The 374-nt window shown below is 72.2% G+C and carries 1 protein-coding gene; it reads right to left on the reverse strand.

The features are described 5' to 3' along the window. Positions 1 to 374 (reverse strand): helix-turn-helix transcriptional regulator (locus ADK57_RS16045; RefSeq protein ID WP_420711862.1); only part of this gene is annotated, 374 nt, incomplete at both ends.

The raw sequence follows: 374 nt of genomic DNA on the forward strand, positions 1-374 counted from the left end.
GGTCTGGTCACCTGTTTCGCCACACAGGACGGCATCCCCGCCGTCGCGCTCGCCGCCTCGCGCCGATAGACGCTGGGCGGCACGCCGACCAGCTCCGTGAAGCGGGTGCTGAAGGTGCCGAGCGACGCACAGCCCACCGCGAAGCAGACCTCGGTGACGCTGAGGTCGCCACGACGCAGCAGCGTCATCGCGCGCTCGATGCGCCGGGTCATCAGGTAGCCGTACGGCGACTCGCCGTAGGCACGCCGGAACTCACGGCTGAGATGCCCGGCCGACATGTGCGCGCCCCGGGCGAGCGCCTCGACGTCCAGCGGCTGCGCGTACTCCCGGTCGATCCGGTCACGGACCCGGCGCAGCCGCGCGAGGTCGTCCAG

This window comes from Streptomyces sp. MMG1533 (assembly GCF_001279775.1).
Taxonomy (GTDB): Bacteria; Actinomycetota; Actinomycetes; order Streptomycetales; family Streptomycetaceae; genus Streptomyces.